This is a genomic window from Brevibacterium sp. (genome assembly GCF_031179145.1).
Lineage (GTDB): Bacteria > Actinomycetota > Actinomycetes > Actinomycetales > Brevibacteriaceae > Brevibacterium.
Genome location: NZ_JAPSIB010000003.1, coordinates 252,113 through 259,152 on the forward strand (window position 1 = coordinate 252,113; position 7,040 = coordinate 259,152).

The 7,040-nt window shown below is 61.3% G+C and carries 7 protein-coding genes and 1 pseudogene; 3 read left to right on the top strand and 5 right to left on the bottom strand.

All coding sequences use genetic code 11. The features are described from left to right. The first annotated feature begins 19 nt into the window (after nt 1–19). From RIT73_RS04305 to RIT73_RS04315, 3 genes and pseudogenes are all read left to right on the top strand, one after another. Nucleotides 20–655 (top strand): DUF1345 domain-containing protein, encoded by a 636-nt coding sequence (locus RIT73_RS04305; protein ID WP_309130818.1) that lies wholly within the window; start codon nt 20–22, stop codon nt 653–655. 294 nt (nt 656–949) lie between these two features. Beyond that, nucleotides 950–1,912: pseudogene (locus RIT73_RS04310) on the top strand (alkaline phosphatase family protein); the annotation flags it as partial. A gap of 52 nt (nt 1,913–1,964) precedes the next feature. After that, entirely contained in the window at nt 1,965–2,888 is a 924-nt protein-coding gene (locus tag RIT73_RS04315) for a phospholipase domain-containing protein (RefSeq protein ID WP_309130819.1), read from the top strand. Nucleotides 2,889–2,964: 76 nt separating this feature from the next. Here the strand turns inward: RIT73_RS04315 and RIT73_RS04320 are convergent, their stop codons facing one another. The 5 genes from RIT73_RS04320 to RIT73_RS04340 all read right to left on the bottom strand — a co-directional run. Next, the gene (locus RIT73_RS04320) at nt 2,965–3,339 is read right to left on the bottom strand and encodes a MerR family transcriptional regulator (RefSeq protein ID WP_309130820.1); all 375 of its coding nucleotides are present in this window, start codon (nt 3,337–3,339) and stop codon (nt 2,965–2,967) included. A gap of 263 nt (nt 3,340–3,602) precedes the next feature. Continuing rightward, complete coding sequence (locus tag RIT73_RS04325) at nt 3,603–4,412, bottom strand: hypothetical protein (RefSeq protein WP_309130821.1); 810 nt, start codon at nt 4,410–4,412, stop codon at nt 3,603–3,605. Between the two features lie 370 nt (nt 4,413–4,782). Then, nucleotides 4,783–4,914, bottom strand: a complete 132-nt coding sequence (locus RIT73_RS04330) for a MepB family protein (protein ID WP_309130822.1) — start codon at nt 4,912–4,914, stop codon at nt 4,783–4,785. Nucleotides 4,915–4,970: 56 nt separating this feature from the next. Then, nucleotides 4,971–6,362, bottom strand: a complete 1,392-nt coding sequence (locus RIT73_RS04335) for a GntR family transcriptional regulator (protein WP_309130823.1) — start codon at nt 6,360–6,362, stop codon at nt 4,971–4,973. A gap of 171 nt (nt 6,363–6,533) precedes the next feature. Further along, a partial coding sequence (locus tag RIT73_RS04340; protein ID WP_309130824.1) for an LPXTG cell wall anchor domain-containing protein occupies nt 6,534–7,040 on the bottom strand: 507 nt, incomplete at its 5' end.

Sequence of the window (7,040 nt, forward strand, 5' to 3'; positions counted from 1 at the left end):
CTATGAGAAGGGAATCGGAGTGAAGCCGTCGATCCTCATCAGCGCCACGAAGCGACTTCTCATCTCTGTCGGCGCGGGAGTCGCTGCCGGAGTCGTCGCCGGGCTCCTCACCGGCGCGGGTCTGGGGGCGCTGATCGGCGTCACCGTCGCGACGACGCTCTTCGTCGTTCTCGGTACGGTCGTCCTGTGGCCGATGACATCGGCCGAGACGCAGGCCAATGCCAGCCGGCAGGACTTCCGCCCCTTCGTCGACGAGGTGATCGTCGCCGGTGGGCAGCTGTGCGGGATCGGGGGAATCATCACCCTGCTGGTCATGGGTGGCTCCGACGCGGGGCCGATTCCGGCCGCGGTCGCACTTCTCGGGGTGTTCATGTCCTGGGCGGGCCTGCAGATCCTCTATGCAGTCCGGTACGCCTACATGTACTTCGGGGACGGGACACCCGGCGGGATCGACTTCAACACCGGGGACACCCCGAACTTTCAGGACTTCTTCTACTTCGGCTTCGCCGTGGGAATGACCTTCGGCGTCACCGACACGGGAGTCTCCGACCGGGCGATCCGCGCTGTGGTGCTGCGCCACAGCCTGCTGTCCTACGTCTTCAACGCCGTCATCCTCGCCACCGCGATCAACCTCGTCGTCGGGGTCTTCTCGTGAGAATCATCGGTGATACTCTCCAGTGGAATTGACCCGCCGTTCAAGAAGGCGCCAAGTTGAGTTCACCAAAACATAGCTACCGTGTTCAACATGGATTCAACACCATCAAATAGCACAGAATATTCTCCAGCTGGTTCTGCAACCGGAGCGACTCGGCGGCAGGTGCTGAGAACCGCAGGAGCCGTCGCCGGAGTCGCAGCGCTGAGCTCTCTTCTGCCGCCATCGGTGAGTCGGGCGCTCGCAGAACCGATGAAGTCCGGTGGTATGGGTGCGATCGAGCATGTGGTCCTGCTGATGCAGGAGAATCGATCCTTCGATCACTACTACGGGACGTTGCGCGGTGTGCGTGGGTATGGGGATCGGGATCCTCTGCGTCGACGAGGAGGGGACACGATCCTCCATCAGCCGGGGGTGAAGGGCGATGTACTCCCGTTCTCCCTCCGCGAGGCCGCGGCGGCGGAAGGCCGGCCGGCGGGCGACATTCAGTACCTCAGTGCTCTGCCGCATGGTTTTCGCGATGCCACGGGTGCATGGGCGGATGGCTGGTACGACCAGTGGGTGCCGAACAAGGGCGAGGGGTCGATGACGTACTACGATCGTCGCGACATCGCACTGCAGTACGAGCTTGCCGACACCTTCACGATCCTCGACGCCTACCACTGTTCGGTCTTCGGGTCGACGAATCCGAACCGGATGTACTTCTGGACCGGAAAGGTCGGCGAGGAGCCGACCGGTGGGCGCGCAGTGACCAACGACGCCTACGACAAGGATCACCCAGGGTATGACTGGGGCACCTACCCGGAGCGGTTGGAGGACGCGGGGATCTCCTGGCAGATCTACCAGGAGTGGGATAACTTCACCGACAACTCGATCGAGTACTTCAAGCCGTTCAAGGAGATCGGCCGAAAAGCGCTGCGGAAGGTCGACGGCTCGTACCGGACGACCGAGGAGTTCTACGAGGCTCTGCCCGGAAAGCCTGCCGCAGAGCAGGACCGGCTGCTCAGCCAGCTTGACGAAGGGCGAAAGGCTCTGACACGGGCCGAGCGCAGCCTGTTCGACCGCGCGATCTACCGCAGTCGTCCGGGGACGTTGGTCAAGCGGATCGAAGAGGATATCGCGAACGGCACCTTGCCGCAGGTGGTCTGGGTGGTTCCGACTGCGGCCCTGTCGGAACACCCGAGTTCGTCGACGCCGGTGGGCAGCGCGAACCTGATCTACGACCTCCTCGATGTCGTTGCCTCGGACCTCGACACATGGTCGAGCACCGTCACGTTCATCAATTTCGATGAGAACGACGGGTACTTCGACCATGTCCCCCCCGCCGGTGCCTCCTCGCCCGTCGAGCAGGAACTCCGACGACTGGTACGACGGACAGCCGATCGGCTTCGGTCCGCGCGTGCCGATGACTGTCGTCTCGCCGTGGACTGTCGGCGGATACGTCGATTCCAGGCTTGCCGACCACACGTCAGCGCTCCGGTTCCTCGAGCGGTGGACGGGTGTGCAGGAACCGAACATCTCGAGCTGGAGACGTCAGGTCGCAGGCGATCTGACGTCGGCGTTCGACTTCAAACATGCGGGCAAACCGCCGACTCTCCAGCAGCCCGACTCGGTCCCAGCCCCGATCAAGCGGTGGCAGCCGAACCCGCCCGCGGATCAGACGATCCCGGAGCAGGAGGCCGGGAGGAAGGATTCCCGGCGAACTCCCTACGCGACCAGTGTGTCTGCCCGGTTCGACGATGGAGAGATCGAGGTGTCGATCTCCAATCGTGGAACGGTTGCCGCGCCTTATGCGGTCTATCCGTTCGCAGCAGCCGAGACCGAGTCCAAGCCCCAACACCTGACGATCGAACCGGGTGGGACGAAGCGGGTGAGTGTGCCGGTCGGGGAGACCTGGGATGTTGTGGTGCAGGGACCGGACCGATTCTGGTACGAAGCGCGAGGGTCGCAGTCAGGATCCGCTGCAGGGGTGGACGTGACGCCTTTGATCGATCGGCACAAGCTGCGGATCACCGTGGGTAACGACGCCGAGAGGACAGCCAAGGTTCAGCTGATCTCGCGGGCCTACGAGGGAGGCAAGCGCTCGGTGAAGGTCCGCGCCGGAAGCGAGGCGGAGGTCCCTTGGCCGCTGGATCACGGTTGGTTCGATGTAGAAGTCACCTGCGAGGACGACCCGACGTTCATTCGTCGGGTGACCGGGCGGATCGACCATCCGTCCAAACCGTTGACCGCCTGACGGGCCCTTCTGACGGATAGCCCGCCCAGCGCCTCGGCAGGACATCTGCCGGTGCGCTGAGCGGGCAATCGTGCTCCTATCCGGCCTGTCTCATTCCGGTGCGGCTGGCAGAGATCACGGCGTCGAAGGCCTTCAGCGAATCCTTGAGGACAGTGATCCTGTGCACGAGTCCTTCTCGCTCGGCAATGACCTCACCCAGCACGTCCGGTGAGCACGTCAGTTCGACGCCTTCTTCGAAGTTGGTCAGGAACGGCAGGATCTGCTTGATCTTCGCCGAGGTGAAGCCGGCTTCGATCAGTGCCTGGATATGTGAGACCAGGACGACGTCGGATTCCTCATAGATCCGGTAGCCGCTGGGCAGCCGCGTCGGAGTCAGAAGGTCATTCTCTTCGTAGTAGCGCAGAGAGCGGATGCTTGCGCCGGTGCGATTGGACAATTCGCCGATCTTCATGGGTGCACTCCAGTCTTTGCCGAAGATCGTGGTTCGACGAGGGCAGGGACTGATCGATTCCTCTGCCCGGTCTCCGTGACCTTCACACCTTGTCTTCGTCGAGAGTGAGGAGCCGTGCAGGATCTTCACGCGAAGCTTTCCCGACGAATGTACCACGTTGGGCTTCCAGAATCCTCAATAGCGCATGGCTCACCCCATAGATTGCGATTCGCAAATCTGCCGGGACGGGCGAGATGATCTTTATGGGCTTCCAGGTGGTGGGGTCAGGGCATAGAGGCGGCGAGAGGGGCGTCCACTGTTATGTGGGAGATCTCGCCAAGGTCGACGATCGCGGAATCGCGATGGTCGCGCGTGAGGATGGGGCCGTTGCTCAGCAGAGTGCCTGCATTGACTCCGGGTCCGATGACTATGCCCCCTGCGATCAGATCTCCAGCGCGCTCGGGGATGCCTCCGTCAACCACGACCGCATTCGTCGACAGCTTCTCGACTCCGACCTGGCAAGACCGTGGGCAGGTACCTCCGGACAGCAGAATTCCGGTGCCTCGCACGGGAGCGTCAATCGTGCCGACGGTGATCTGAGCCAGGGACGCGAAAAGCTTTGACGCTGAGCTTCGCTGGCGATTCCACACAGTCAGGGCGCCTTGGAGGATCTCCATTTCGCCGGTTCGCGGTCGGTGTGCTCGTCCCCGTGTGTCGGCATACGTGATCGTGAGGCTGTCCACGATCGCCGTTCCCTCCGACAGCACGTCTTCCATGATCAGTGCCACTTGGCCGCAGACCACCACATTGGTCAGCGTGATTCGCCCCATGCTCAGCAGGGAGGTGTCGGTGCCGATTGCCACGTCGCTCGGGTTTGCCGCGATGGTGAGATCGGAGATCGAGTTGTCGATGGTGACAGTGATTCCCTTGCTTCCGAACTCCAAGACGGCTTCCTCTCGGCCTTGGAGCGCTGTGCCCGGGGGAAGGGTGATGCCGGTGAGCCCGGGGATTTGGCCTTCGACGATGATGGCGTCCACGCCTTCACAGAGCGCCTGTTCCAATTCGAACTTGTCGGTCACAGTTCTCTTCGACATGGAACAGTTCCCTTCTCGTCAACGATGCCGACTCGAACCTGAGGCAACTGCGATCGGAGAGGGCTCTATTGGGAGCCGACGCCGGGGATGGTGGCCTCGGTAGGCCTACCGATTCGAGGGGTTTCAGCGGATGGTTTCTGGTAGCCCGTAGTGCTTTTCATCATACTGAGCGCGGCTTGAGAAAGGAACTTCGAACCCTGGCAAGATATTCAGCTTTCGTTGCGATCTCTTGGAGAAGGGATAAACCCGGAGGCATAGGGCTGCGGGAACTGGGCTGTGAGCGATTGTCGATACTTCAAACTGGAAGCCCGCAGTGCTGTATTGCTCTCGTGGGAGCGGGACCCGAGCAGGATCTGATCGGACCTCCTGTTCAGTACTCGTGGAAAGCTGATGCCTGGGCGCGCTGCGTACTCGCGGCTTGCGCGTTCAAACTCTCACACCAACTCGGGTACACCCGGCGACTAACTCGTAGTCGCTTACGGAGCAGAATTCCGCCAAGCACTTCTGAATGTCAACGGGACTGCCACGCAGAAGGGAGTCAGCTGATCCCCTCACGCTCTAAGCGCTGGTCACCTGCGAGACCATAGTGTGTTTGCGTTCGGTGTTGAGGAGCTTGGGCAGGACTGCCTCAGCCATCAGGGGGTTCCTCAGCGCAATCGCCTCGAAGGTGAGTTGATGGGCACGAACCAGCTCCTTGGAGAACGGCAACGCGGTGACCAGGAGTCTCATTCGAGACTTCAGTATCCCGTTGATTTCGTGAACCAGTTCATTCTCGGCCATTCTGTGCAGGACCTCGCGCCATTCGAATGCGGCCTCAAGCAGACCCTCGTTGTCTTCAGCCTGAGTGAATTCCTCTTCCTGAGCCACAATCCGCCTCATTTGTCGGAGATGGTCGGATGAGGCCCGCTCAGCAGCGAGTCGAGCCGCCGTTGAATCGAGCTGAGTACACACATCGATGAGAGCGATCCCGTCGATGTCGCTGAGGGGACGCACTCGAGAGGCAGCGCGGTCGCTTCCCTCAGTGACGAGCCCTTCACGGACAAGCACCTCGATCGCTTGCCGTACGGGGTAGCGGCTGACATCGAACTCAAGCGAAATATTGCGCTCCGACAGCACATCTCCGGGTTGTCTTACACCGATGATGATCTGTCTGCGCAGAGTATCGGCTACTCGGACAAAGTGGGGAGCAGTGTGCTGAACCGACTCGGCTTCTCCGTGTTCCACACGGTGCTGTTTATCGTCTGAGTCGTCAGTGAACTCGGAATCGAGAGTGCTCAACATCCCTTCATGCCAAGCCCGCTGCCATTTCCGTGTGGACTCCACAAACACTTCCACCGCGGCTTCCGAGTCACGCTCAGCGATAGCCTCGGCCGCGCGACCGAACATAGTCGGATCGATGCCGAGCTTCAGGCTGAGCGAGTTGTTGAAGAGCAGCTCCAAACGGCTCTGGATCAGGTGCCTGACTTCGTCAAGCACCGTGTTCTTGGCTGAAGAGAATACCGCCTCGCGAAACTTGAGGCCCTGGCGGATGAGCTCCTCTGGGTCACCCGAAACCTTCTCAGAACGACACACTTCGGCCAATCGGCGCAGTTGTGCCAAGTCCTGGTCATCTCTGCGCTGAGCGGCGAGGTTCAAGGATAGGGAATCGAAGGCAAGATACATTTCGGCCAGATTGGCGCGTTCTCTCGGTGTGAGTTCGTGGACCCGAGCTCGCCGTCGCGGTTCGTGGTCGATGAGGCCCTGGGCCTTCAACCGCCGCAATGCCTCACGGATGGGAACCCGACTGGAGAGACCGAAGCGTTCGCTCAGAAGTCGTTCGACGAGAAGCTCGCCGGCAGGCAGTCGGCCCGTGACGATCTCATCTCGCAATCCTGCGTAGACTCTGTCGACCTCGCTCTCCGGGGCGGGGAGAGGAGCAACTCCAGAGGATGCTGATTCGCGGCGATCCATAGCTTTCAGCTCCCTTACCGGCTGTTTCGAACTGCTAGCCAATAGTACACTTTCGCTCCAGCTATTAAGCCCTCATCGGGTCGGAGATGAGAACTGCACTCTTGCGCATAGAGCTGGGGCCCGAAGCCTCACTTTGGTGAGAGGCTTCGGGCCCCAGGTACCCGCTACAGCTTACTGGCCGAATCGGTTCCTACTGCGGCGTGCAACGAGAACCGCTGCTGCGCCGAGGACGATCAGGAGAGCTCCGGCGATGCTGGCAACACCGACGAATGCATCCATTCCAGTCCTTGGAAGGTCGCCACTTGGCCTGTCCGAGTTCCCAGAGCTGTCGCCGCCGTCGGTACCGGCGGAGGCATCAGCATTGGAATTCGGATCGGCGTTGGCACCGGGTGTTCCGGGATCGGACGATGCGTTTGCATCGGCGTCACTCGGATCAGCCGAAGCATCCGCGCTACCGGGATCGGCCGAGGCATCGGCGTCACTCGGATCCGTGGAGGCATCGGCATCACCGGGGTCAGCGGATGCATTCGCATCGTTGCCGGTCGAATCGTCATCGACGTAGGTGATGGTGACCTTGGCGCCGGTGTCGTTGCCGTTGGTGTCCTTCACGGTGTAGTCGATGGGTGTGGGGTTGCCGTTGAAGCCGTCGGCCGGGGTGAACGTGATGTCACCGGTGTT

Coding starts and splice junctions, on each gene's coding strand:
- RIT73_RS04325 (WP_309130821.1), bottom strand. CDS start 4,412: ATGTCGAAGAGAACTGTGACCGACAAGTTCGAATTGGAACAGGCGCTC.
- RIT73_RS04320 (WP_309130820.1), bottom strand. CDS start 3,339: ATGAAGATCGGCGAATTGTCCAATCGCACCGGCGCAAGCATCCGCTCT.
- RIT73_RS04335 (WP_309130823.1), bottom strand. CDS start 6,362: ATGGATCGCCGCGAATCAGCATCCTCTGGAGTTGCTCCTCTCCCCGCC.
- RIT73_RS04315 (WP_309130819.1), top strand. CDS start 1,965: ATGTCCCCCCCGCCGGTGCCTCCTCGCCCGTCGAGCAGGAACTCCGAC.